Source organism: Duganella levis, from assembly GCF_009857605.1.
Lineage (GTDB): Bacteria > Pseudomonadota > Gammaproteobacteria > Burkholderiales > Burkholderiaceae_D > Rugamonas > Rugamonas levis.
In genome coordinates this window covers 1-24,788 of sequence record NZ_WWCT01000003.1, presented here as the reverse complement: position 1 = coordinate 24,788, position 24,788 = coordinate 1, and the positions used below count along the sequence as shown (strand labels likewise).

At 63.6% G+C, this 24,788-nt stretch carries 23 protein-coding genes; 8 read left to right on the top strand and 15 right to left on the bottom strand.

Annotated elements, in window-relative coordinates:
- Positions 1-2 precede the first annotated feature (2 nt).
- Positions 3-962, bottom strand: a complete 960-nt coding sequence (locus tag GTP69_RS05280) for a glycosyl hydrolase (RefSeq protein WP_161053906.1) — start codon at positions 960-962, stop codon at positions 3-5.
- Positions 963-1,060: 98 nt separating this feature from the next.
- On the opposite strand from GTP69_RS05280, the gene GTP69_RS05275 reads away from it, so the two are divergent.
- Together GTP69_RS05275 and GTP69_RS05270 are read left to right on the top strand one after the other, a co-directional pair.
- Positions 1,061-1,504, top strand: a complete 444-nt coding sequence (locus GTP69_RS05275; protein ID WP_161053905.1) for an Rrf2 family transcriptional regulator — start codon at positions 1,061-1,063, stop codon at positions 1,502-1,504.
- Positions 1,491-2,399, top strand: coding sequence for an NAD(P)/FAD-dependent oxidoreductase (locus GTP69_RS05270; protein ID WP_161053904.1), 909 nt, complete (start codon positions 1,491-1,493; stop codon positions 2,397-2,399). The genes GTP69_RS05275 and GTP69_RS05270 overlap by 14 nt, the downstream gene beginning before the upstream one ends.
- Positions 2,400-2,401: 2 nt before the next feature.
- Here GTP69_RS05270 and GTP69_RS05265 read toward each other — a convergent pair whose 3' ends face one another.
- Entirely contained in the window at positions 2,402-3,340 is a 939-nt protein-coding gene (locus GTP69_RS05265; RefSeq protein ID WP_202424307.1) for a LysR family transcriptional regulator, read from the bottom strand.
- Positions 3,341-3,417: 77 nt separating this feature from the next.
- Between GTP69_RS05265 and GTP69_RS05260 the strand changes: the two genes are divergently transcribed.
- Positions 3,418-4,272, top strand: coding sequence for an NAD(P)-dependent oxidoreductase (locus GTP69_RS05260; RefSeq protein WP_161053903.1), 855 nt, complete (start codon positions 3,418-3,420; stop codon positions 4,270-4,272).
- An 18-nt stretch (positions 4,273-4,290) separates the two neighbouring features.
- Here GTP69_RS05260 and GTP69_RS05255 read toward each other — a convergent pair whose 3' ends face one another.
- Together GTP69_RS05255 and GTP69_RS05250 are read right to left on the bottom strand one after the other, a co-directional pair.
- On the bottom strand, positions 4,291-5,127 hold the full coding sequence (locus GTP69_RS05255; protein ID WP_161053902.1) for a cupin-like domain-containing protein: 837 nt from the start codon (positions 5,125-5,127) through the stop codon (positions 4,291-4,293).
- 76 nt (positions 5,128-5,203) lie between these two features.
- The gene (locus tag GTP69_RS05250; protein ID WP_161053901.1) at positions 5,204-7,945 is read right to left on the bottom strand and encodes a TonB-dependent receptor; all 2,742 of its coding nucleotides are present in this window, start codon (positions 7,943-7,945) and stop codon (positions 5,204-5,206) included.
- 391 nt (positions 7,946-8,336) lie between these two features.
- On the opposite strand from GTP69_RS05250, the gene GTP69_RS05245 reads away from it, so the two are divergent.
- Together GTP69_RS05245 and GTP69_RS05240 are read left to right on the top strand one after the other, a co-directional pair.
- Entirely contained in the window at positions 8,337-9,092 is a 756-nt protein-coding gene (locus tag GTP69_RS05245) for a GntR family transcriptional regulator (protein ID WP_110846915.1), read from the top strand.
- Complete coding sequence (locus GTP69_RS05240; protein ID WP_161053900.1) at positions 9,082-10,302, top strand: glycoside hydrolase family 18 protein; 1,221 nt, start codon at positions 9,082-9,084, stop codon at positions 10,300-10,302. Before GTP69_RS05245 ends, GTP69_RS05240 begins: the two co-directional genes overlap by 11 nt.
- 1 nt (position 10,303) lies before the next feature.
- On the opposite strand, the gene GTP69_RS05235 is transcribed toward GTP69_RS05240, so the two are convergent.
- The 11 genes from GTP69_RS05235 to GTP69_RS05185 all read right to left on the bottom strand — a co-directional run bounded on the left by GTP69_RS05235 (position 10,304) and on the right by GTP69_RS05185 (position 22,859).
- Positions 10,304-11,611 (bottom strand): tetratricopeptide repeat protein, encoded by a 1,308-nt coding sequence (locus GTP69_RS05235; RefSeq protein ID WP_161053899.1) that lies wholly within the window; start codon positions 11,609-11,611, stop codon positions 10,304-10,306.
- A gap of 46 nt (positions 11,612-11,657) precedes the next feature.
- Positions 11,658-12,785, bottom strand: coding sequence for an ABC transporter ATP-binding protein (locus GTP69_RS05230; RefSeq protein WP_161053898.1), 1,128 nt, complete (start codon positions 12,783-12,785; stop codon positions 11,658-11,660).
- A gap of 4 nt (positions 12,786-12,789) precedes the next feature.
- Positions 12,790-14,052 carry an MFS transporter gene (locus tag GTP69_RS05225; RefSeq protein ID WP_161053897.1) on the bottom strand — a complete coding sequence of 421 codons (1,263 nt, stop codon included), beginning with the start codon at positions 14,050-14,052 and terminating at the stop codon, positions 12,790-12,792.
- An 18-nt stretch (positions 14,053-14,070) separates the two neighbouring features.
- A complete protein-coding gene (nagZ, locus tag GTP69_RS05220) occupies positions 14,071-15,585 on the bottom strand; it encodes a beta-N-acetylhexosaminidase (RefSeq protein WP_161053896.1) in 1,515 nt (504 codons plus the stop codon).
- Positions 15,582-16,385, bottom strand: coding sequence for a carbohydrate ABC transporter permease (locus tag GTP69_RS05215; protein WP_161053895.1), 804 nt, complete (start codon positions 16,383-16,385; stop codon positions 15,582-15,584). Before GTP69_RS05215 ends, nagZ begins: the two co-directional genes overlap by 4 nt.
- The gene (locus GTP69_RS05210) at positions 16,382-17,236 is read right to left on the bottom strand and encodes a carbohydrate ABC transporter permease (protein ID WP_161053894.1); all 855 of its coding nucleotides are present in this window, start codon (positions 17,234-17,236) and stop codon (positions 16,382-16,384) included. The genes GTP69_RS05215 and GTP69_RS05210 overlap by 4 nt, the downstream gene beginning before the upstream one ends.
- The gene (locus GTP69_RS05205; protein WP_161053893.1) at positions 17,236-18,468 is read right to left on the bottom strand and encodes an ABC transporter substrate-binding protein; all 1,233 of its coding nucleotides are present in this window, start codon (positions 18,466-18,468) and stop codon (positions 17,236-17,238) included. The genes GTP69_RS05210 and GTP69_RS05205 overlap by 1 nt, the downstream gene beginning before the upstream one ends.
- Before the next feature lie 92 nt (positions 18,469-18,560).
- Positions 18,561-19,574, bottom strand: a complete 1,014-nt coding sequence (locus tag GTP69_RS05200) for an SIS domain-containing protein (RefSeq protein WP_161054136.1) — start codon at positions 19,572-19,574, stop codon at positions 18,561-18,563.
- Positions 19,575-19,579: 5 nt separating this feature from the next.
- Entirely contained in the window at positions 19,580-20,677 is a 1,098-nt protein-coding gene (nagA, locus tag GTP69_RS05195) for an N-acetylglucosamine-6-phosphate deacetylase (protein WP_161053892.1), read from the bottom strand.
- A gap of 4 nt (positions 20,678-20,681) precedes the next feature.
- The gene (locus GTP69_RS05190) at positions 20,682-21,551 is read right to left on the bottom strand and encodes a glucosamine kinase nucleotide-binding domain-containing protein (RefSeq protein WP_161053891.1); all 870 of its coding nucleotides are present in this window, start codon (positions 21,549-21,551) and stop codon (positions 20,682-20,684) included.
- A gap of 210 nt (positions 21,552-21,761) precedes the next feature.
- A complete protein-coding gene (locus GTP69_RS05185) occupies positions 21,762-22,859 on the bottom strand; it encodes a GIN domain-containing protein (protein ID WP_161053890.1) in 1,098 nt (365 codons plus the stop codon).
- A gap of 258 nt (positions 22,860-23,117) precedes the next feature.
- Between GTP69_RS05185 and GTP69_RS05180 the strand changes: the two genes are divergently transcribed.
- From GTP69_RS05180 to GTP69_RS05170, 3 genes are all read left to right on the top strand, one after another.
- Complete coding sequence (locus GTP69_RS05180) at positions 23,118-23,303, top strand: hypothetical protein (RefSeq protein ID WP_161053889.1); 186 nt, start codon at positions 23,118-23,120, stop codon at positions 23,301-23,303.
- On the top strand, positions 23,303-23,809 hold the full coding sequence (locus GTP69_RS05175) for a hypothetical protein (protein WP_161053888.1): 507 nt from the start codon (positions 23,303-23,305) through the stop codon (positions 23,807-23,809). The genes GTP69_RS05180 and GTP69_RS05175 overlap by 1 nt, the downstream gene beginning before the upstream one ends.
- A gap of 25 nt (positions 23,810-23,834) precedes the next feature.
- Positions 23,835-24,788, top strand: a 954-nt coding sequence (locus tag GTP69_RS05170) for an ExeA family protein (RefSeq protein ID WP_161053887.1), incomplete at its 3' end; no start/stop codon positions are given.

Below are 24,788 nucleotides of genomic sequence, written 5' to 3'. Positions count from 1 at the left end.
CGTCAGAACTTCGGCAAACGGTCCAGCGTAATCACGCGCGGATCGTTGTAGACCTTGCGCTTGTGCGCGCCGGTGTTGTGGTACTCGCCAGTCCAGAAATTATCCTGGCTGGTGACGCCCGCAGCACCGGCGGCATCATTCCACACCATGAACCACAACCACCACTCGCCAGCGGCAGCGCTTTGCGCCGGATCGGGAATGTATCCGGTCTCGGTCAGCGCAATCGGCTTGGCGTGCTGCTGCGCCTTGCGGTAGGCCGCGCTGTAGGTCTTGTCGTAGATGTCGTAGCCGGTGATGTCCACCACATCATCGCCCGGATACCAGGCCGGGTCTTGTCCATTCCATACCCAGATCAGATTGTGCAGGCCGTGCGTTTGCGTCAGGCGCGTGTACATATGGCGCCATAGCTGGATGTAGGCGGTCGCCGGCTCCACGCCGTCGCTGCGCGGGCGCCCCCACCAGAACCAGCCGCCGGAGGCTTCGTGCAGCGGGCGCCAGAGCACCGGCACGTTGGCGTCCTGTAGCCGCTTCAATTCGACGGCGATGCGGTCGATGGCGTCATCGATCTTGCGCCAGTTCTGATCGGACGGGATGGCGTAGGGCGTCTCCTTGGTGTAGAACTTGCCGTTCTCCATGCGCCAGTGCCAGTGGAAGCTCACCAGTCCACCCTTGCGCGACCAGGCGATGGCTTCCTCGGTCTGGTGGCGGCCATCGGCTTCGGTGGCGTCGTAGTAGTTCATGAAATCGTAGCCCATCAGCGCCGGATACTTGCCGGTGTCGTCGTGCACCCGCTGCGCCATATCGACATCGTCGCGCCAGGTCAGGTCGGACTGGCCGGCGATGATGTTCTTGCCCCAGATGCCGAGCAGGTAATCGTAAGTGGCCTGGGTTCTGGCGTCGCGCGGGGCGGCGCTGGCGGAACTGAGGGAGAAGGCAAACAGGAGGAGGGAGAGGTAGCGCATGCCTTCAATGTACCGCCGCGCGCAGCCGCCATCAATGGCATGGCCTCAGTTTAGCGAGTTGCGTGCACGTTTTGCGATTATGTACTATCATTAGTTACATGAGACGAGACAGCAAACTTTCCTCCATCCTGCACGTGCTGCTGCACATGGCGCATGGCGACAGGCCTTTTACATCCGAAGAACTGGCGGGCTTCCTGGACACCAATCCGGTGCTGGTGCGGCGCGTACTGGCGGGGCTGCGGGAGCGCGGCTACGTTGGTTCCGACAAGGGGCACGGCGGCGGCTGGAGCATCACCTGCGACCTGCGCGAGGTGACGCTGCACGACATCTACGAAGCGGTCGGCTCGCCCACCGTGTTCGCGATGGGGAACCGCGTCGAGCAACCGCAATGCCTGGTGGAGCGCGCCGTCAACGAGTCGCTGGGCAGCGCCTTCGATGAGGCGGAAGCATTGCTGATCTCCCGGTTTAAAGACGTAACGCTGGCCGAGCTGTCCGCCAGCTTCAACACACATCACAAGGGAGTGCAGCATGGGCATCGATGAATTCGACGTGATTGTTATCGGCGGCAGCTACGCCGGACTGTCGGCCGCCACCCAACTGGCGCGCGCCCGCCGCCGCGTGCTGGTGATCGACGCCGGCCAGCGCCGCAACCGCTACGCCAGCCACTCGCACGGCTTCCTCGGGCAGGACGGGCGCGAAGGCGCGGCCATCGCCGCTGATGGCCGAGCGCAGTTGATGAAGTATCCCACCGTGACTTGGCGCGAAGGCCTGGCCACACAGGCGGTGCAGCATGACGATGGCTTTCGCGTGATGCTGAGCGACGGCAGCGTGGCGCAGGCGCAGCGGCTGGTACTCGCCACCGGCATGGCCGACGAACTGCCATCGATTCCCGGCCTGGCCGAGCGTTGGGGTAGCAGTGTTTTCCACTGCCCGTACTGCCATGGCTACGAATTGAATCAGGGCCGCATCGGCGTACTGGCGACCGGCCCGCATTCTTGGCATCACGCGATGATGCTGCCCGACTGGGGGCAGGTGACCTTCTTCCTCAACGGCGCTTTTGAGCCGGACGAGGAGCAACTGGCCAAGCTGGCGGCGCGCGGCGTGACGATCGAGCGCACGCGGGTGCAAGCTGTCAGCGGCACTGCCACCGTAACGCTGACGGATGGCCGCGCGCTGGCGCTGGATGGCTTGTTCGTGTTGAGCCGTCTGCACAGCGCCAGTCCGCTGGGTGAGCTGCTGGGCTGCGAGATGGAAGACGGGCCGATGGGCCGCTTCCTGCGCACCGATATGATGAAGGCGACCAGCGTGGCCGGCGTGTATGCCTGCGGCGATGCGGCGCGCATGGCGGGCAGTGTCGCGTTTGCGGTGGCGGATGGCGCGATGGCCGGCGTGGCAGCGCACCAGTCGCTGGTGTTCGGACTGCCCGTCGCCGCCTGACGTCAGAGGTCTGAAAGAATCGCCGGCATGGCGGCGCGCATATGGTCGATAAAGCTGCGCAAGCGCGCCGGATAGTGCGGCGCGTGTGGGTAGACCAGGTACATCGGCAGCGGCGTGGCTTGCCACTCCGGCGCCAGATGCAGCAGCGCGCCTTGCGCCAGTTCGTCGCGCAGCGCCCATGAAGACACCACGCACACGCCCATGCCTTGCACGGCGGCGTTACGGACGGCGAACAGGCTGTCGGTGCTCAGGCGCGGTTGCAGCGTCAGTTGGTGGCTGGCGCCGCTGGCGTGGTGCAGCGTGATCTCGTTGCGGTAGAAGGTGCGCAGGGCCAGCCAGGGCAGGCCGGCCAGCTGTTCGGGATGCGTGGGCAGCGGCTGCCCGGCCAGCAGCGCCGGCGCGGCAACCGCGATGCGCGGCACGTCCGCCAGCTTGATGGCGATGACCGACGGGTCGCTCACTTCGCCTACGCGGATGGCGCAGTCGATATTCTCGGCGATGAAATCCGGCGTACGGTCATGCAGCAGCCACTCCACCGATACGCGCGGATGGCGCAGCAGGAAATCGTTCAGCGGTTCAATCAGTTGCTGCTGGCCGAAGGCGTGCGGTGCGACGATGCGCAGCAGCCCGGCCGGTTCTTCGCGCGCGTCCTGCACGTCGGAGGTCAGCGCGCTCCAGTGTGACAGCAGTTCGCGCGCGTGCGCCAGGCAGCGTTCTCCATCCTCGGTCAGCTGCATGGCGTGGGTGGAGCGTTGCAGCAGGCGCAGGCCCAGCATGCGTTCCAGCGCTTGCAGGCGGCGGCTGATGGTCGGTTGCGTGGTGCTCAGCTGCGTGGCGGCGGCGGACATGCTGCCGGCTTCCACGATGCGGACAAAGGTCTGCATCAGCTCTATGCGGTCGGCGGCGTTGGACGAGGTGGTCATACGTTCAGCGTATAACATTTGTACGCGCCGGTCTACTACCGTGCGCGGCGCCGGCGGCGCATACTGGTTGGCTCACCAAGTATCGGAGGTATGCAATGAAAGTCAGCTTTATCGGGATAGGCAGCATGGGCGCGGCGATGGTGCCGAATCTGGTGCGGGCAGGCCACAGCGTCAGCGTGTGGAACCGCAACCGCGCGGCGGCGCAAGCTATCGATGGCGTCACGGTGCTGGAGTCGCCGGCCGACGCCTTCCAGGCCGACGCGGTGATGACCATGCTGTCCAACGACGACGCGGTGCGCAGCGTGATCCTCGACAGCGGCGCGCTGGCCGGCGCCAACAAGAACTGCGTCCACATCATGATGGCGACGATTTCGCTGGCGCTGGTGGACGAACTGGCCGCGCGCCATCGCGAGGCCGGCATCGCCTACGTCTCGGCGCCGGTGTTCGGCGTGCCGGCTGCCGCTGCGGCGGCGCAGCTGAACGTGCTGGCGGCGGGCGATCCGCAAGCCATCGCCCGGGTGCAGCCGCTGCTGGATGCGGTGGGCCGCAAGACCTGGCTGTTGGGCGACGATCCGAAACGCGCCAACGTGGTCAAAATCTCCGGCAATATGATGATCGCGCAGGCTTTCACGGCGATGGGCGAGGCGGCCTACCTGAGCGAGAGCTATGGCGTGCCGGCGGCCGATCTGCTGGATGTGCTGACCAATACGCTGTTTGCGGCGCCGAGCTATCAGCGCTACGGCGGCTTCATCGCCACCAACACTTTTGAGCCGGGCTTCAAGCTGCCGCTGGGCCTCAAGGACGTCAACCTGGCCTTGTCGGCGGCCGAAGCGAAAGGCGCGCTGCTGCCGGTGGCGGAGCAGGTACGCGAGAATATGCAGGATGCGATGGCGCAGGGCTTGCAGGACCGCGACTGGTCGGTGGCGGCGACGATACGCCGCAAGCGTTAAGACCTTGCCGGCGCGGCGCTACGCGTTCAGGGCTTTGAGGGCGGCCAGGAGTGCGTCGAAGGCAGGGCCGGCGCTGTCCACCGCTTGCCCGTTCTTCCACCAGTAGTTGACCATCATGTTCAGCGGGCCGGTTGACTGCACATGGTGCCACCACAGCGTGGGGATGTAGAGCGCATCGCCGGGCAGCAGGTCGGCCACCAGCGCGTGCTGTAGCGCCTCGCGGAATCGCGGGTGCTGTGCATAATCCGGGTCGCGGAAATTGACCATGCTGATCGGCGTTGGCGTCGGCGCAAAATCCAGCGGGCCGATATACAGGTTGTCCACCTGCCCGGGTGGGAACAGCGTGAAACGCCGTGCGCCGCTGACCACGCAGGCCAGGTTGTACGATTCGTCAAAGTGCGCCGGCGTGGTGATGGTATTCCCCAGCCACAAGCGCGGACGTGTGGACGGCGGCAACGCCGGCGCCACATTCTCCAGCGGGAAGCGCGGCATGCAGTCGTCGATCAAGGCGCTTTGCACGGCCACCGACGGCGGCGCGTCGAACTGCGAATAGCGCGCCAGCTGCTCGATCACGCGCGCCACCGGCACCTTGTTGCGAACGAAGTTGAAGCCTGCCATATCCGGCTTGTAGAACAGCCGTCCGCGTTCGGCGGGCGGTGTCATCACGGCGTCGATTTCGACATCGCTGGCCAGGCCGAGCACATATTGGCACAGCGCTTCCGGCGATTGCTGCGCGGCGCGCACTGCCGGCCAATGCCGCACAAAGCCGCGCAGGATGGCAGGACGGTAGCTGGCCGCTACTTCGCTGAAGAAGCGCGCCGGGTCCAGGTCGTGGTATTCGATGGGGGTGTTCATGCGACGTATGATGGCATAAAAAAGCCCGCCAGGGCCGGGGACGCCGAGGCGGGCACAGACTACACAATGAAGCCGATTAGTACTTGATATGCAGACCGGCGTAGTACTGCGCGCCGTTGGCGTAGAAGCGCGCCGGTTGATCCTTGTTGTAGATGTAGTTCTTCAGGATCGGGTTGTTCAGATTCTGACCGCTCAGCGTCAGCACGATGTTCTTGCTGATGTTGTAGTTGAACGATGCCGACAGCGTGCCGGTCGAATCCTGATACAGCGGCGTGCCACGGTCCTGCGCAGCCAGGAACGACGAGCGCCATGCGTAGCTTACGCGGGCATTGAACTTGTCGTTTTCGAAGAAGATGCCGCCGTTGGCGGTGGTCTTCGAAGCACCCAGCATGTCGCATGGATCGCCGGAGGTCGAGAATTGCATCGCCGGGCAGGCGCCGAAGTCCAGGTGCGAATCGGTCAGCGTGACGTTGCCGTCGATGCCGAAGCCCATACCCACCGGAATTTGCGCTGCCAGTTCCATGCCCTTCACCTTGGCGCCGACGTTGATCGGCGAGGTGATGGTGTAGTCCGCGAAGACCGCCTTGTTCTGCTCTTGCGAAGCGCGGGTGTCGAGGAAGTTGCCGACGCTCGAACCATAACCCACGTAGTCCTTCAGGTCCATGTAGAACAGGCCAGCCGACAGCAGGGCGCGCGGTGCGAAGTACCACTGCAGCGACGCATCCAGGTTGGTCGACTTGACCGGCTTCAGTTGCGCATTGCCGCCGTTACCGGTATGGGTTTCGTCGGTCAGCAGCACGGCGCCGCCCAATGCGCCGTAGTCAGGACGGGTCATGGTGCGCGAGATGCCCAGACGGGCCACCAGGTCGGAGCGCAGGTCGAACTTCAGGTTCAGGCTAGGCAGCGGAATCGTGGTGTTGTTGTCGATCGCCGTCTGCTTGACGAAGCCGCCCCACGGGTAGGCTGGCAGATTGCCGCCGGCCGGCTGGTTAGGCAGGATCTGGTAGCCGTTCGAGGTGCCTTCGGTGCGCACCACGCGCAGGCCGACGTTACCGCTCCAGCCTTCGCCTTCCAGTTCACCCTGGACGTAGAACGCCTTGGTGTTTTCCTTCAGGTTGAACATGTCCTGGTAGTAGGTGCGGCTGATATCGCGGTTGGAGTGCAGGTCGCCCCATGCTTGCAGGATGGATGGATCCAGCGCCCAGACATTTTTAGGGAAGTCGCCACCCAGGTCGCTACCGAAATTGCCAGGGTAGGTGGTGCCGTTCCATGCCGGGTTGGTGCTGGTGCCGCCGACGTCGGTGTTAGCCCAGTTAGGACCCTGCGCCACTTCAAAGTTGGAGCGGGTGTGGTGGGTGCCGCGGATACCGAATTTCAGCTCGCGCAGCGGGCCGGAGTCCAGCTGGAAGGCGGCGTCGATCTGGCCGTAGGTCTCTTTGTCGTCGGTGCTGGCAGGCGATACGCCGAACACCCAGTCCAGCGGGGTGCCGGTGAAGACGGCGGTATTAATGTTCGGGAACTTGACGGTGGCCGGCGAACCCAGGCCGTTCAGCTGATAGCTGGCGCCGGAGTTGTTGACGTCACCTTCAAACACGCCCTGGCTAGGCGTGACGCCTTTGCCTTTGGTGGAACCGGCTTTGGCGGTGAACACCAGGCGATCGGTGGCGCGCCATTTGCCGTCCAGGTCAAAGAACTCGGTTTGTGCGTAAGCGCCTTCGCGCACGATGTTGTCGACGATGCCATAACGCAGCGGCGCAGCAGCGGTGCCTTTATTGGTGAACGATGCCGACACCAGTGTGCCGTTGCGGACCACGTAGCCCGGATCAGGCGCGACGCCGGAACCCAGCATGCCCGAGCCGTTCATGTCGGTCATGTAGTTGGTGTTGTAGTTCGATGCGTCCATCTTCGAACGGAAGTAGGTCGCTTCCAGCGAGAAGTCGCGGCTAGGCTTGAATTGCAGGTCGATCAAACCGCCTTTGCGCTTGCGCTCCTGCTGGAACAGCGAGGAACCGATCAGGCGCGGGAACCAGACGTTGGCCAGGTCCGGATTGGTCTTCACGGCGGCGTTGGTCGGTGCGACCTGGGTCCATTGCAGCAGCTCCTGGCCATCACGGCGCAGCGAACGTTTTTCCGAGAAGCCCTGTACCATCAGGCCCAGCGTGCCGGCTTCGTTCTTCCAGTTGAACAGGCCACTGAATTGCGGATCGGTTTTTTCAGCGAGGGTGGAGTACACACCTTGTACGGTGGCTTCCATCGAAATCGCGTTTTTGAAGTCCAGCGGGTGACGGGTCTTGATGTCGATCGAGCCGCTCGAACCGCCTTCCACCTGGTCGGCGGTCGGTGCTTTGTAGACCACTACCTGGCCGACGATTTCCGACGGCAGCAGCGAGTACGATGCGGAACGGCCGACGGCGCCGCCCACCTGGTCCAGCACGAACCAGTCGCCGGTCGAGACGGCGTGGCCGTTGATCAGGGTCTGGGTCAGCGACGGCGCGGTGCCGCGCATCGAGACGCGGTCGTTTTCATCGAAGCCGCCCGAGCCTGCGCCGGAGGTCGAGATGTTCACGCCCGGTACGCGTTGCAGCGAGTCGGCCACGTTCTTGTCCGGCATCTTGCCGACGTCTTCCGCGGTAATCACGTCGACGTTGCTCGACGCATTACGCTTGACCGACAGCGATTGTTGCAGCGAACCGCGGATACCGCTGACGATCACGGTTTCCGGCTCCTTGTCGGTCGCTGCCTGCTGCGCCTGGGCGTTCATCGCGACGCTCAGCGTCAGGATGGCCGCTGCGGTCGCGATGGGCGTTAGTTTGGACATTTTGATGTTATTCGAATTTTGGTACATGTTCCCTCCCGTTGATGAAGGCTCCGCCGAGCCCGCTTGATTGTTGATGTGTTTCTTGTTCACCTTTAAAACCAATCCAACGCCAATATACTCGCGTTTCAATACCAGATCACTACCACTTTAAAATTCTTTTTTGTTATGTTGTATGCAGCATACAAAGTATCTTTTAAGTAACTTGGTAATACCGGATCGCGGGTGGTATGGATGCCGTCTGTGCGCCGTTGCAACACAAATAAAGCCTTTACCTAAAGGGTGTATGCCATGATGGTGAAAATTTTTGCAGCAGTGGCGGTAGGCTGTGGATTTCTGCTGGTCTTTTTTTGGTATTATCGTCGAACAATGATAGAGAGGATGTCTTATCGTCATGAAAAACGATCAAACGAGTCCACTGGTACACATCCAGCAGCACCTCAATGAGACCAGTAATCTGCCTCTGTATCAACGTCTCCAGCGTGCCTTGCGGTCGGCCATCGAACTGCATTTGCTGAAGCCCGAAGACGCCTTGCCGGCCGAGCGCCAACTGGCGGCCGACCTGGAAATCTCGCGCATCACGGTGCGCAAGGCCATCGATGGCCTGGTCAGCGAAGGAGTGCTGATACGCCGGCCCGGCTCCGGTAACTTCATCAATACCCGCATCGAAAAGAACTTCGCCAAGCTGACCTCTTTTTCCGAGGACATGCGGGCGCGCGGACGCACGCCGCGCAGCGTGTGGCTAAAGCGCTCCGAAGGCACGGTGACGCCGGACGAGGCGATGCGGCTGCGGCTCAGTCCCGGCTCGCGGGTCTTCCGCTTCAACCGCATGCGCTATGCGGACGAGGTGCCGATGTGTCTTGAGTACGCGACCATCGTGGCGTCCTGTCTGCCGTCGCTGGATGCGGTGGACGTGTCGATGTACGACGCGCTGGAGCGCTCCGGCAATCGGCCGGTGCGCGCCTTGCAGCGCTTGTCGGCGCTGCTGCTGAACGCCGAGCAGGCCACGCTGCTGCAGGCGAAGGAGGGCGATGCTGGCCTGGCGGTGGAACGCCTCGGCTTTTTGCGCGACGGACGCGCGGTGGAATTCTGCCGCTCCTACTTCCGTGGCGATATGTATGACTTTGTGGCGGAACTGAATGCGAGCTAATTTGATCTTGAGTGCGGCCATGCTGGCTGCGTTGCCGGTGACCGCTGCTGCGGCTTCTGAAGTCGTCGGCTACTATCCGGGCTGGAAGCACGAGGCGTTCCCGGTGTCGTCGGTGGATGCCGGCAAGCTGACCATGGCGCTGTATGCGTTTGTGGACCTGTGCTGGGACGGCAAGCATGGCAATGCCGATCCAACCATCAACGATGTGGCGCCATGCCAGCAGCCGCTGAACGGCGCGCTGGCGTGGCGCGACGAGGCGGCCGATGGCGCCAACCTGCGCGCACTAGTGGCGCTGAAGAAGCAGCATCCGCAATTCAAGGTGGTGATTTCGGTCGGCGGCTGGAACTGGTCGAACCGTTTTTCCAACGTGGCGGCATCGGCGCCGGCGCGCGCCAACTTTATCGCGTCGTCGTTGCAGGCGATGCGCCGTTACGGGCTGGATGGCGTCGATCTGGATTGGGAATATCCCGGCGAGGCCGGCGTTCCTTGCCAGGCGGGTGAAGTGTGTGCGCGGCCACAGGACAGGCAGAACTTCGTGCTGCTGGCGCGTGAGCTGCGCGCGGCGTTCGACAAGGCGGGCAAGCAGGATGGCAAGCGTTACACCATCACCATCGCCGCTGGCGGCAATGGCAATTATGTCGGCGATGGCGCGTGGGTGAAGGAGCTGGCGCGGAGCCTGGACTGGATCAATATCATGGCCTACGACTATCACATGCCATGGGAGAAAAACACCGGCCATCATGCGGCGCTGTTCGCGGACGCCAGGGATCCGGCGACGGCCAACGGCTTTTACGCATCGCGCTCGGTGCAGCGTTATCTGGACGCTGGGGTGACGAAGGATAAGCTGGTGCTGGGCGTGCCGTTTTACGGCTACGGCTGGAAAGGCTGCGCGGCGGGGCCGGAAGGCGACGGGCAGTATCAGCCTTGCCAGGGCGGCGTGACCGATGGCATCGAGGGCGGCAATTCGTATGGCTATGGGCAGGTGCTGCGGCGTGGTGCGGGATATCAGCGCTACTGGAATGCGTCGGCGCGCGTGCCGTACCTGTATAACGCGGCGGAGCAGGTGTGGATCACGTATGAGGATCCGGTGTCACTGGAGGAGAAAACGCGCTATATCAAGCAGCAAGGCTTGCGCGGGGCGATGTTCTGGGAGTTGAGTGCCGATAGCGACGGGCAGTTGCTGCAAGCGCTATCGGCGGGTATGAAGTAAATTACTTGGCTTCGGCCGGCGCGATTTTCGGGCCGGTCGCGTACATGATCCAGTAGCGGGCCAGGTCGGCGCGCGGATCGGCGGTGGCGGCCAGTGGCTTCAGCACTTCAACGCCTTCGTCCTTCTTGCCGGCGATGATCATGGCGTAGCCCAGACGCAGCTTGGCGTCGTCAGGATTCTTGGCCACGCCTTTGGCGACGCCTTGCTTCATCAGGTCGATGCCTTTGTCGAACTGGCCCATGGTCACGAAGATGTAACCCAGGTTGACCAGGCCAACGCCGTCTTTCGATTTCTGTGCCGCTGCGATGCCGGCGTCGATGTTTTTCGCATCGTCCGCTGCACCCTTGTTGGCGCTGGCGCGGATGCTGTCCAGTTCCTTCTTGTCCTTGCCGGCCGGGATGGCGCCTGGGTAGGCCTTGTCCATCGCGGTCTTGGCTTCGGTGAAGAAACCGCCCAGCACTGCCAACTGCGCCTGGTCGACATAGTCTTCGGTTTCCATCTTCGACGGCGCGACGACGGACTTGATGCGATCCATGTCCAGGTCCAGACGGTTGTTGTAGGTCTTCTTGCCGCGGGTGCGGTTCAGCAGGTCGTTCCAGTAATCTTCGGTTGGGTAATAGCGGGTCAGCTCTTCCACTGCTTGCAGATACAGGACGGTGTCCTTGGTCTTGATGCCGACGTTACCCAGCAGGTTCAGGGTGTCTTTCGACGGCGCGGTGCCGGCGGCCTTGGCCGCTTCGATATCCTTCAGCGCTTCGGTCTTGGCGGCAGCGAAGTCGTTCTTCAGGAAGTACGAACGGACGATGAACTGGCGCTGCTTGTTCTTGTCGCCCGACTCGGTGCCATAACGTTCAAACCATTTGATGGCGTTGTCGTAGTCTTTCAGGTTGCTGTAGTAGATGCCGGCGACAGCGTCGATGAAACGCAGCTTGTCTTCCGGCTTCAGGCGGCCCGACTCGATCATCACTTGCAGACCCTTGATGGTCATCTCGTGGTTGCCCGATGCCTGGCCCAGTTGCACGCGCATCTGGTTCAGCACGAAGTCTTCGTACGGGGTGATGTTCGGCATGGCTGCCGACTGGTCGATGCGGCTCTGGACTTCGGTGTAGTTCTTGGCATCCAGCAGAGGCTTGATCTGTGCTGGATCGATCAGTTTGTAGATCTCAGGGCGAACGGCGTCTTTCGGTGCTTCCGGCGCTTTCTTTTCTTCGGCGGCGTGGACTGGGGCCATGCCCACAATGGCGGGAGCGGCGTTCAGGCCAATGGCGGCCAGGAGCAGGCTAATACGAGCAAGACGGGAGTGGGACATGGTTATCCTTCAATCAGACACATTGGGAATGTAAACCCGCGTATTGTTACACAAAATCGGCTGAAACTCCGAATTCAACCGTGTTGCGGCGCAGGGCTTGCCCGCTGCTGTTAAATAGCAGGCAACGGGCTGGTGGCAGGTGTACGCGCGCGCGGCCGCCAGCGTGCAGCGGCGCGGCTTCGGCCGGCTGCTTGACGGCGATCATCTCCGGCAGGCCGGCCAGCGTGGCATAGGCGATCGACTGGTCGCCGAGGTATTCCACATGGCCGATGCCGACGTCGATGACGTTCTGCTGCTGCGCCGTGGCGATGGACAGATGTTCGGCGCGCACGCCCAGCGTGACCTGGTCGCCGACGCTGGCGCCTGGCGCCGCAGCCACCTGCACCACGGCGCCGCCGGGCAGGCGCAGCGACACGTGGGTGTCGTCCGCCGCGACGATCTCGCCGGGGATGAAATTCATCTTCGGCGTGCCGAGGAAGCCGGCCACGAACAGGTTGGCCGGCGCGTTATACAGTTCATGCGGCGTGCCCACTTGTTCGATGCGGCCGCCGTTGAACACCACGATGCGCTGGCCCAGCGTCATCGCTTCCACCTGATCGTGGGTGACGTAGATCATGGTGGTTTTCAGTTCGTTGTGCAGGCGGCTGAGTTCCACCCGCATCTGCACGCGCAGGCTGGCGTCGAGGTTGGACAGCGGCTCGTCGAACAAAAACACTTCAGGCTTGCGCACGATGGCGCGGCCGATGGCGACGCGCTGGCGCTGGCCACCCGACAGTTCCTTCGGCTTGCGCTTCAGCAGCGGCGTGATTTGCAGGATGGCGGCGGCGCGTTCGACGGCCGCCTGCACTTCGGGCGGCTTGCGGCCGGCCAGCTTGAGGGCGAAGGCCATGTTCTCGAACACCGTCATGTGCGGATACAACGCGTACGACTGGAACACCATGGCCAGTTTGCGCTGCGCCGGCGCGATATCGTTGGCCAGCGTGCCGCCGATGTGCAGGCTGCCGCCGCTGATGGTTTCCAGCCCGGCGATCATGCGCAGCAGCGTTGACTTGCCGCAGCCGGACGGGCCGACAAAGACCATGAATTCGCCGTCGGCGATATCGAGGTCGATGCCGTGGATGACCGGCGTTTTGTCGTAGTGCTTGACGATGCCTTTCAGGCTGACGCTGGCCATGCGCTTACGTCGCCTGCCGGTTGGTCATCGGGATCAGCTGCGACAGCACGGCGACCGGAATCGCGCACACCATCACCCAGATGAAGAAGTGCTGGTAGCCCAGCGCGATCTGGATGTCGCCGCTGAATAGCTTGAACAGCACAAAGCCCAGCTGCATGATGCCGGTGGCGAAGGCGTAGTGCGCGGTCTGGTATTTGCCCGGCGCGACTACCTGCATCATGTACAGGATCAGGCCCACGAACCCAAAGCCGTAGCCGAACATCTCGACACTGAGCGCGGTGGCGATGATGGACAGGTCGGTCGGCTGGAAGTAGGACAGCAGGTAGAACGCCACGTTGGGCAGGTTGACCGCGAGGATCAGCCACAGGATGGCGCGCTTGAGGCTCAGCCACGAGGTGAAATAGCCGCCGGCGATGGAGCCGACCAGGAAAGCGACTGTGCCCACGGTGCCGTACACTGCGCCGACTTCGGCGGTGCTTAGCCCCAGGCCACCAAGATTGCGCGCCTCGCGCAGGAACAGCGGGCCGATGGACTGAACCTGCGCCTCGCCGGCGCGGAACAGGATGATGAAGACGATCGAGACCCAGATCCCGGACTTCTTGAAGAATTCGACGATCACCTCGCGCAACGTGCGGGCGATGGAGGCGGCGTTGGTGCCGGCGCTGACGGTGTTCCGGGCCAGTGGCAGCGACCAGCTGTTGTACAGACCCAGTGCGATCATCATGCCGCCCAGGATGCAGAAGCAGATGGTCCATGCCGGCACCACGCCCATGGTTTTTTCAAAGTGCCCGGCCAGCAGCAGCAGTGCGCCGGTGGTGAAGAACTTGGCGGCGTTGAAGAAGGTGCCGGTCCAGCCGGCGTACTTGGCCTGGTCTTTTTCATCGAGGCTGGTGATGTACAAGCCGTCGCACGCGATGTCGTGGGTGGCGGCGGAAATGCCGACCAGTGCCAGCATGGCCATGCACGCGGCGAACCAGAACGGCGCTTGCAGCGCCAATGCCACGCCGCCCAGGCACAAGCCTCCGAATACCTGGAAGAAGGTCACCACCAGTTTTTTGCTCGGCGCCAGTTCCAGGAAGGGACTCCACAATGGCTTGAACACCCAGGCGAAGCCGATCAAGCCGGTCCAGTGATTCAGCTCGTCGTTGGGCACGCCCATGCTCTTCAGCATCTGGTTGGCCACGATGGCCACGGCGAAGAAGGGCAGGCCTTGCGCGAGATACAGGCTGGGAACCCATAGCTTGGGATTGCGGATGTGATCTGTCATGTGGAGTCTCTGTTTTAATTATTTAAAGCCTGGCACCGGTGCATTGCCGGTTGCTTGCAGGTCGCCGGACAGCCAGCCGTTGATGGCGTCCAGCGCCGGCTTGGCGAAGCCGTAGGTCATCAGCGCCGGCGCGGCGATGTCCAGCGCCTGGTACGGATTCCACAGCGCCAGATGCAGGTCCGGACGCCAGGTGTCGCGCGCGTGCTGGCCATAGCGCAGGCGCGAGGTGGAGGCCAGCATGGTGTAGCGGCCGTCCTGCGGCAGCGCGGACCAGTCGAAGGTGTCGGCGTCGGCGAAGGTGACCAGCTCCACATCGTACAGCTTGCGCAGCGAATCGGCCACCACGCCGGCCGGCACGCCGGCTTCCGAGACGCCGTCGCTGACCACGTCCTGGCGCGCGATCAGGCGGACCTTGGCACCGGCGGCAGGACGCTGTGGAGCACCGGATGGGCCGTCGTAGGCGGTCAGGCTGCGGCGCCAGCCTTCGGCCATGATTTCGCGGTCAGCCGCGTCTTCCTTGTACGAGCGTGGCTTGCACGGGTAGGCGCGGGCCAGCGCCGACAGGCGGTCGAGGCGCGTGCTGATTTCGGCCTGCGACAGTTCGCCCGAGGCGATGGCGGCGGCGATGGCATCAAGCGTTTCGTTCTGCGTTTCGGTGGTGCCCAGCGCCATGACCATGTCGGCGCCGGCGGTCAGCGCGCGCACGGCGGCGTTGCCGACGCCATAGCGGCCGGCGATGGCGTGCATGTCCATGCCGTCGGTGATGACGATGCCTTTGTACTGCCACTCATCGCGCAGCAGGCCAGTCAAAATGCGGCGCGACATGGTGGCCGGGTTGTCGGCGTCCAGCGTTGGATAGACGATGTGCGCGGTCATCATGGCCGGTGCCGCGCCGGAGGCGATGCGGAATGGCGCCAGTTCAAGGCGGTTCAGTTCTTCGACCGGCTTGTTTACGGTTGGCAGGTCGCGGTGCGAGTCGACGTTGGTGTCGCCGTGGCCTGGGAAGTGCTTGACGCAGCAGGCCACGCCTTCCGCATGGCTACCGGCCATCCACGCCATCGCCAGTTCGGCGGCGCGCTGCGGCTCGGCGCCGAAAGAGCGTTCGGCGATGACCGGGTTGTGCGGGTTGTTGTTCAGGTCCAGCACCGGCGCGAAGTTCCAGTTGAAGCCCAGCGCCTTGACGGCGCGCGCAACGGCGGCGCCGGTGCGATAGGCCAGGTCGGTGTCGTTGGCGGCGCCCAGGCCCATGGCGGCTGGCGGCGCCGGCACCCAGGTCGAGCGCACCACGGCGCCGCCTTCCTGGTCGATGCCGATCAGCGCATCCTGGCCCATGACGGCGCGCAGGTCGGCGGTCAGCTTGGCCAGTTGTTCGGAGTCGGTCATGTTGCCGCGGAAGAGGCAGACGGCACGGATGCTGTTCGCCTTGAGGAAGTCGGCGGTGGCCGCATCCAGCACGGTGCCGGGGAAGCGGATCATGATCAGTTGGCCGGCTATTTTGCGATTAACTGCGCTGAGTTCGTTTTGAGTTGTCATTTCACTGCTCCGTCCATGCCGCGCATGAAGAATCGTTGGGTAAATAAAAAGGCTGCCAGCGTGGGCAGGATGGTGAGCACGGTGCCGGCGGCGATCACGCGCGTGCTGCTGCCGAAGGTGCCGCGCAAGTACAGCACGCCGACCGACAGCGGGAATTCATCCGGTTTGCTCATGACGATCGAGGGCCAGATGTATTCGTTCCATGCTTCCACCGCCGTCAGGATGCCGACCGTGGCCAGCCACGGCGCGATCAGCGGAAGCATGATTTTACTGAAGATGATCCATTCCGACGCGCCATCCACGCGGGCGGCGTCGATCAGGTCTTGCGGGACTTCCTCGAATGCTTGCTTTAGCAGCAGGATGCTGACGGCGTTGACGACGTTGGGCAGGATCACGCCGGCGTAGGTGTCGACCAGACTGAGTTTGGTGACGGTGATGAAGTTGACCAGGAAGTTGACTTCCGACGGCAGCACCAGCGTGGCCAGGATCAAGCCGAATACCAGCTTGCGGCCCTTGAATTGCATGCGCGCCAGCGGATAGGCGGCGGCGGAGCACAGCAGCAGTTTCCAGAATACGGTGCAGGCGGCGATGAAGACCGAGTTGCGGAAGAAGCTCCACATCGGGATGGCGCGGAATACTTCGATGAAGTTGTCCAGCGACGGCTCCTTCGGCCAGAAGGTTGGCGGGAAGGCGAAGATATTCCCTTCGGTGGACAGCGCGGTGACGAGCGTCCACCAGAACGGGAATACGCACACCAGCGCGATGGCGCACAGCAGCAGGTAGTGAGCGATGGTCTTCATCGGTGTTTGGGTTTGAGATAGCGCAGGCACACCAGGGCGATGCCGATGCAGAACAGCGAGACGATGAAGCTGGCGGCCAATGCGCGCGGCAGCTTGAGGTGCTTGAGGCCCTGATCGTAGGCGTAATACAGGCCGGTGAAGGTGGAGTTCATTGGGCCGCCCTGGGTCAGCACGTCGACTTCCTGGTAGGCCTTGAGCGCAGCCAGCACAGAGAGTACGGAGCAGATCATGATGGTCGGGCGCAGCATCGGCACGGTGATTTTCCAGAATCGCTGCCAGCGGTTGGCGCCGTCGAGGATGGCGGCTTCCTGCATGTCGGCGGGAACGGCTTGCAGCGCGGCCAGGTACATGACCATATACCACCCGAGGCCGCGCCACAGCGTGACGAACATGATGGCGAACAGCGCGAGGGTGTCGTTGGACAGCCAGCCGACCGGCGCGCCGACCAGGTGGCAGGCCATCAGCACGTAATTGAGCGCACCCTGTTCGTGGAACATAAAGCCCCACATGATGCCGACCACGGAGACGGTAGTCACCACCGGCACGTAGAAGGCGGCGCGGAAGTAGCGAATGCCGGGCAGCTGGTTGTTGACCAGCACCGCCAGACTGAGTGCGCCGATTTGCACGAAGGGCACCATCAGCAGGAACAGCAGCGAATTTTTCAGGCCGGTGACGAACATCTCGTTGTCGAAGATGTAGCGAAAGTTGTCCAGACCGACCCAGTGCGTTTCGCGTATCAGGCTGTAGTCGGTGAAGGCCAACAGGGAGCCAAAGGCGACGGGCCAAAACGAGAACACGGCTAGCAGGATCAGCGCCGGCGCCAGGAACAGCCATGCGGTCAGCTTGCGCATCAGCGGATTCCCTGTGCGGCGAGTTTCTTGTTCCAGATGGCGACTGCCTGGTCGAGCGCTTGCTGGATATCCTGCTTGCCGGTGACGCCGGCTTCGACGGCTTTCACCAGATAGCGGCGCAGCTCATCGTAGTCGGTGATGCCGGCCACGTACAGCGTGTGCGAATGCGGCATCGAGACGGCGCCTGCGGCGACGGCCTTTTCTGCTGCACCGGCGTTGGGCGGCACGGTGGTGAAGAACGGATCGTTGGCCGCCTGCGCCATCGCCGGATAGACGCTGGCCTGTTTGGCAAACGCCAGCTGGTTGGCGTCGTTGGTCAGGTAGCGGGCGAACTTGCCGATGGCCGGCAGCAGCTTGGCGTCTACGTTCTTTGGCACCGCGTAGTGAATCAGCCAGCCGCCGTCGGCGATGCCGGTCGGGCCGAGTGGCGCGGGAGCGACGTCGGTGATGGCGTAGATATCTTTGGCGTCGCTCTCGATGCGCTTGACGGCGGTGGGTGGCGCCAGCAGCATGCCGAGGCGGCCGCCTTTGTAGGCGTCGATCGCGGCGGGGAAGTTATCTTCGGCGAACAGCGCGTCTTTCAGCAGGCCGCCGGCCTTGTAGGTTTCGGCCAGCTTGCGGATCAGCGCCACGTGGCCGGGCGAGTTGAACACCGCCTTGCCGTTGGCGATGACGGCCAGGCCTTGCTGCATCATCAGGCCGTCGATCTTGGACAGGGCAGGGCACAGGCCCGCCTTGCCGGTGCGGGCGGCGATCTGGCGGGCGAACAGCAGTTGTTCGTCGAGGTCGCGCGGCGCGTGCGGAATGCCGGCGGCTTTGAAGATCTGCGTGTTGTAGGCGATGACGGCGACGTTGCTGTACATCGGGAAGCCGTAGGTCTTGCCGTTGAAGGTCAGGTCTTGCAGCGTGCTGGCGAGGTAGCGCGGGCGGGCGTCGGCCAACAGGGTGTCGACCGGCGCGAGCAGGCCGTCGCGGGCGAATTCGTCGGCCCAGGGGACGTTGAGGTTGACCAGCGCCGGCGGCGTGCCGGCGACGATGCGCGTCACCAGTTTGGTCTGGATGATATCCCAGGGGAAGTCGACCCACTCCACTTTGACGCCGGGATTGGCGGCTTCGTAATTGCGCACCAGGGTTTCGTAGTAGGGGGTGAATTTGGGCTTCATGCTGAAGGTCCAGAATTCGATTTTGTCGGCGGCGAAGGCGTTCGCCGCCAGCATTAGCGCCGCCGTCATTCCGGCGCACGCCGGAATCCATGCCGAGAGCGCGGACACACGTTCTATGGGTCCCGGCGTTCGCCGGGACGACGGCGGGCGAACGGGCATGCTTAGTTGGTCTTGGTGACTTTGCTCAGGTGGCGCGGCTGGTCCGGGTCCATGCCGCGCGCGGCCGACAGCTTGGCCGCCATCACGTAGAACGCCTGGATCGCCACGATCGGATCGAGATCCGGCGTGGCTGCAATCGGCAAGGTCAGGTCGCGTTCCGCCACATCGGCCGGTGCCGCCAGCAGCACGCGCGCACCACGGCCGCGCATCTCGGTCGCCAATGCGAGCAGGCTGGCTTGCGTCGGGCCGCGCGTGGCGAAGATCACCAGCGGGTAGCCTTCTTCAATCAGCGCCATCGGGCCGTGCTTGATCTCCGCGCCGCTGAACGCTTCCGCTTGCAGCGCCGAGGTCTCCTTGAATTTCAGCGACGCTTCCAGCGCCACCGGGAAGCTGATGCCGCGTCCCACCACCATGATATTGCGCGCTGGCGCCAGCACTTCAATTGCCGGGGTCCAGTCTTCGGTGGTCGCTGCGCGCAGCGATTCCGGCAGGGCTTCCAGGCCGGCCAGCAGCTCTGGATCGTTCTGCCACGCTGCGACCAGGCGCGCGCTGGCCACCAGGCTGGTGATGAAGCTCTTGGTGGCGGCCACGCTTTGTTCTTTGCCGGCCCGCAGCGGCATCGCATATTCGGCCGCATGCGCCAGTGGCGAGTCGATATCGTTGACCAGCGCGATGGTGGTCGCGCCGCCGTCGCGGAAGTAGCGGATCGGCTCCACCACGTCCGGGCTTTGGCCGGATTGCGAGATCGAGATGGCCAGCGTGTCACGCGTGATCAGCGGCGATTTGTTCAGGGTCACCAGCGACATCGGCAGCGACGCCACCACGCGTCCCAGACGCGCCATGATCAGGTACGCCGCGTAAGCGCAGGCGTGGTCCGAGCTGCCGCGCGCGATGGTCAGCGCGGTCGAGAAGGACGTGCTTCTCAATTTGCGGCCCAGCTCCGCGTATTGTTCGCCATCATGCGCCAGTTGCGTGGCGACGCAATCCGCAGCGGACAGGGCTTCTTTCAACATCATTGAGGTCACAACAGTTCTCCTTCGATATAGACGGCTTTGAGGTTCAGGTCACGGTCGAGCACTACAAAGTCGGCGAATGCGCCGGGGGCCAGGCGGCCCCGCTCTTGCAGGCCGAGATAATCGGCCGCATACGTTGAGACCCGTGCCGAGGCATCCGCCAGATCGAGGCCGAGTCCGACCAGGTTGCGCAGCGCCTGGTCCATGGTGAGAGTACTGCCGGCCAGCGTGCCATCGGGCAGGCGCACGCCGCCCATGCACTTCATGACTTTATGGCGGCCCAGCATATATTCGCCGTCCGGCATGCCGGTGGCGGAAGTGGAATCGGTGACGCAGTACAGATTCGGGATGCAGCGCAGCGCGGTGCGGATCGCCCCCGGATGCACGTGCAGCAGGTCGGGGATCAGCTCCGCGTAAGTGCCGTGCGCCAGTGCCGCGCCGACCATGCCGGGTTCGCGGTGGTGCAGGCCGGGCATGGCGTTGAACAGGTGGGTGAAGCTGCGCGCGCCTTGCGCCAGCGCGGCCACGCCGTCTTCGTAGGTGCCCAGCGTGTGGCCGATCTGCACCCGCATGCCGGCGTCCGACAATTCTTTGACCAGCCCTTGATGGCCTTCAATTTCCGGCGCCACGGTAATCACGCGCAGCGGCGCCAGTTCTTCCAGTTTTTCGACGTCGGCCAGCGTGGCGGAGCGTGCGTAGGGCGGCTGCGCACCAAGCTTGCCGGAGTTGATGAACGGGCCTTCCAGATGGGCGCCCAATACGCGCGCTTCGCCTTTGCCACGCTGGACGGCGGCCTTGCCGATGCCGCGCAGCGCCAGGTCGATGTCTTCCGCCGGCGCGGTCATGGTGGTGGCCAGCATGCTGGTGGTGCCGTGTTTGGCGTGGATGGCGGCGATGGTGTGGACGGCGTCGCCGCCTTCCATCACGTCCTTGCCGCCGCCGCCGTGCACGTGCAGGTCGATAAAGCCAGGCAGGATATACAGTTCTTGATTCAGCGCCGGATCGACACTGCTGCCGATGATGGCGGCGATGCGTTCGTCGAAGGTGATTTCACCGTGAACCCAGCCGGCTGGCGTGAGGATATTGCCTTTGATTGCGTCATGCATGGTCTCAGTCCTTCAAGCGCTGGCGGATCAGGCGCAGCGCGCCGGCGGCCGAATCGCCCTGCGGCGCGACGAGGCGCGGCAGCAGCGCGGCAGGCAGGTAAGGGCGCAGCGGCGCCGCCAGGCCGCCGCACAGGGCGATCGGCAGCGTGCCGCTGGCGTCCAGCGCATTTGCCATCAGTTCCACTTCGTGGCCGGCGGCCAGCAGGATGGCGCGGGCGATGGCGTTGCTGTCGCCGTGTTGCAGGACGACGCGCGCCAGTTGGGCGTAATTGGTTTGGGTGGCTTGCGCCAGCCAGGTCTGGATGGCATTCCTGTCGCCACCACAGGCGTTGGCGACATCGGTGGCGAAAGCGTCGGCCGGCAGGCGGCCGTCCAGCACTTGCTGCACGTGGTTGATGGCGCGCAGGCCCATCCAGGCGCCGCTGGCTTCGTCGCCGGCCGGGAAACCCCAGCCGCCGACTTCCACATGGCGGCCATCGGCCAGTTTGATTTCGCCGACGCTGCCGGTGCCCAGCGCGATGATGGCGCCCGGCTGGCCGGCATGCGCGCCCAGTACGGTGGTATGGCCGTCGCTTTCCAGCGCCACGCGGGCGTAACCGGGATTGGCGGCGACGAATTCCGCCGCCCATTGTCTGTTATGCACGCCCGCCAGGCCGAGGCCGATGGCGATGCGCGCTGGTGCTGGCAAGTCGAGGCCGGCCGCGCGGAAGGCTTGCGCGGCGGCGTCGGCGACGGCGCTCCAGGCCTTGGCGATGCCGTGCATCAGACCCGACGGGCCGCTGGCGCCTTCGGCGAGTTCGACCCCATCTGCGCGCGCCAGGCGTACCCGGGTGCCGCTGCCGCCGCCATCAACGCCGATGAAAAATTCGATCATGTTTACCTGAGAAAGCTGTGGCCGGAGTGGCCCGCGATGAGGGCACTATAGGTTAGCCAAAACCAGCTTGTCAACAGGTATTTAACTGGTATTAGAAAATATCGAAGTGGACTGTTGTTGTTTTATTGTAATTATCCTGTAAGTAGTTGTTTTAATGCGTTAAAAATGATTTTGCGTGGATGTTACCGGTGTGGCATTTGGCATGCCAATTTAGCGCTGGTAGGTAACCAGATGGGTACGGGTGGCGTCTATTTTGTCGGCCACCGCAACCACGGCGTTGCCGGGACCGTTGACGCTGACGTCGGTCTGGCGTGCGCACAGCTGGCGCGCGTCGAGGTCGCCCGAGCCGCTGACTTGCGCGCTCAGCGTGGTGGTCGTGCCGGACAGCATCACGTTGCCGGGGCCGGTGAGGCGGGCGCGCACGCTTTGCGCTTCCAGCCCGCGCACGGTGAGGTCGCCCGAGCCATGCACTTCGGCGTCGAGTTTCTTGATGTGGCCGGCCAGGCAGGCTTCGCCCGGACCGCGCAATACGGCGCTGGCGGATTCGGTGCTCAGGGTACAGGCGTCGAGGTCGCCCGAGCCGTGCACTTCGGCGCGGATTTCCTTGGCGCTGCCGCGCAGGGCGACGTCGCCCGGTCCGTGCAGCGCGGCGCTGACGCGGTTGGCGTGGATGTCGCCAATGTCGAGATCGCCCGAGCCGTTGACCACCACGTTCAAATCCTGGGTGACGCCGCTGGCTTCGACGTCGCCGGGGCCATTCATTTGCAGGTTGAGGTTGCCGGTTTGCAGGGCGCGCAGGTCGAGGTCGCCGCTGCCGTTGGCGGTCACGCTCAGGCCGCCGACCTTGCCGCTGGCGCGGATGTCGCCGGGGCCGTCCGACACCAGCGTCAGTTGCTGGCCCTGGAAGCGTTGCAGGTCGACGTCGCCGCTGCCGGCGTTGCGCAGGCTTTTCAGGTTGGCGGCGCTGATGCGGATCGTCATCTCGCGCTGATTGTCCTTGCCGAAGCTGAAATTGAAGTGCCAGCCATTGCGCTGCTGGCGCGGCTGACGCACGGTCAGCGTGTCGCCGTTGACGGTGGTTTCGATTTCGGCGAACTGGCGGCGCAGGCCGGACAGTTCGATGCCGTTGCCGGCGTCTGGCGTGACGATCACCCGGAACGGGCCGATCAGGTTGATGTTGCTGAACGCGGCCACGGTGCGGGTTTCGGTGCCGTAGCTATTGTCCTGCTTGTCAGCGGCCAGGGCCGGGCCGGCGACGGCAGTGAGTAGCAAGGTGCTGGCCAGCGCGGCGTGTCGGAGCGTCTTCATGTGTGGTCTCGGTGAGTAAGGTGGTGAAGACTGGACGATATGACAAAGGGCGGGCGCCGTCGCGCAACATGGGATGGACGCGCCAAAGTGTGGGATCAGGTGCAAAAATCCGGGGCTGAACTGCAGCTCACGCATGACAGCTCAATATATGCCGCGCACGGCCGATACTGTTTGTGTGGCCCCGCTGCGGCCGTAATGTCATAATGGATGCACCAATATGCCGATGAGACCGGTAGCGCGGGTGGAGAAGGAGCACACATGATTAAATACCTGGGAACCCGAAGTACCAACGATGGTGGTGTGCTGTACGTTTTTTTGATTAATGGCTTGCAGAAGGAAATCAAGGAACACGCCTTGAAACAGTATCCCGGCTGTTATGAAGCCTTGCCGCCCACCGCCAAGGCGCGCATCAGCGCCAACCGTGCGTGGCTGTCCAAGACTTGATGCGCCGGGCCGGTCGTCTGCTGCCGGGCGCTGTGCTGGCGCTGCTGTGCGCGAGCGCCGGCGCGCAGTCGGTGCCGACCACCTTCGGCACCATCGTCGGCAACGGCCTGCTGTGCCGCGACCATACCGATAACCTGTACTACTACAACTATCTGGTCAAGCATTTTGGCAACTGGTACAAGCACGAGGGCGGCGCCTACTGGTTCCGCACCGCCGGCGCTTCGCTATGGGGCACCGATATTTCCGAGGTGATGGTCAGCGACGATACCAGTACCTACATCTTTGTCGGCGCGGTGGCCGAGACCACGCCGGAAAACCTGGAGAAGGCCATCATCCAGCAAGTCGGCACGCATTACACAGTGATCGACACCTCCGCCTATCCGGTGCGCGAGGCCAAGCCTGCCAGCCGCATCGTGTATTTCGATACCAAGGCCAAGATTTACTGCGCTAAATTCAAGCCGTTGCCGCCGGTGCAGCCGCCGCCGGTCCGACAACAGCTAAAATAGGGAACCGCGCACTCCCAGGGTTTTCATGTACACGCATTTTTTCAATCTGAAGCAATCGCCGTTTTCCATCGCGCCCGATCCCCGCTACCTGTTCATGAGCGAACGCCACCGCGAGGCGCTGGCGCATCTGTTGTATGGCATCGGCTCGGGCGGCGGCTTTGTGCTGCTGACCGGCGAGATCGGCGCCGGCAAGACGACGGTGTGCCGCTGCTTCATGGAGCAGATCCCTGAAAATTGCAAGCTTGGCTACATCTTCAATCCCAAACTGTCGGTGGAGGAGTTGCTGCTGTCGATCTGCGACGAGTTTGGCGTGGTGCTGCCGCCGCAGGGGGCGGGCGCGGTCAGCGTCAAGACGTATGTGGATGCAATCAATGCGTATCTGCTGGAAAGCCATGCGCAGGGCCGCAACAATGTGCTGATCATCGATGAGGCGCAGAATCTGTCGGCCGAGGTGCTGGAGCAGCTGCGCCTGCTGACCAATCTGGAAACCAGCGAACGCAAGCTGTTGCAGATTATTCTGATCGGCCAGCCGGAGTTGCGCACCATGCTGGCGCGGCCGGAGCTGGAGCAGCTGGCGCAGCGGGTGATTGCGCGTTATCACCTGGGCTCGCTGTCGGAGGCGGAGACCGGGACGTATATCGAGCATCGGCTGGCAGTGGCGGGAGCGACGGCGATTGCGCCGTTTCCGCGCAAGCTGATGGGGCTGGTGCATGGACTGACCAAGGGCGTGCCGCGGCGGATTAATCTGCTGTGCGACCGGGCGTTGCTGGGGGCGTATGTGGAGAATCAGCCGCAGGTGACGCGGACGATTTTGAAACGCGCCGCCAGTGAGGTATTTGCCGGGCCGGATGCGGTGGCGGCCGGCATGGGCGCGGGCGTGCGCACTGGGACTGGCGCACGCTGGCCGCTAGTGGCGGCGGGCGTGCTGGGCGGCGTAGTGATCAGCGCGCTGGCGTGGCAACTGGCGTCGCGCGAGGCG